Below are 204 nucleotides of genomic sequence, written 5' to 3'. Positions count from 1 at the left end.
GGGACAGATGATTGGGGTGAAGTCGTAACAAGGTAGCCGTATCGGAAGGTGCGGCTGGATCACCTCCTTTCTATGGAGAATTGATGAACGCTGTTCATCAATATAAGTTTCCGTGTTTCGTTTTGTTCAGTTTTGAGAGAACTATCTCTCATATATAAATGTATGTTCTTTGAAAACTAGATAACAGTGTAGCTCATATTTTTT

1 rRNA gene is annotated in these 204 nt (G+C 38.7%); it reads left to right on the top strand.

Going from position 1 to position 204, the window contains the following annotated elements:
• Positions 1-70 (top strand): 16S ribosomal RNA (locus MR160_RS34765); the annotation flags it as partial.
• Between the last annotated feature and the right edge of the window lie 134 nt (positions 71-204).

It is taken from the genome of Bacillus cereus group sp. BfR-BA-01382, assembly GCF_022663475.1.
Classification (GTDB): Bacteria; Bacillota; Bacilli; order Bacillales; family Bacillaceae_G; genus Bacillus_A; species Bacillus_A thuringiensis_S.
This window is presented reverse-complemented; position numbering and strand designations above follow the sequence as displayed.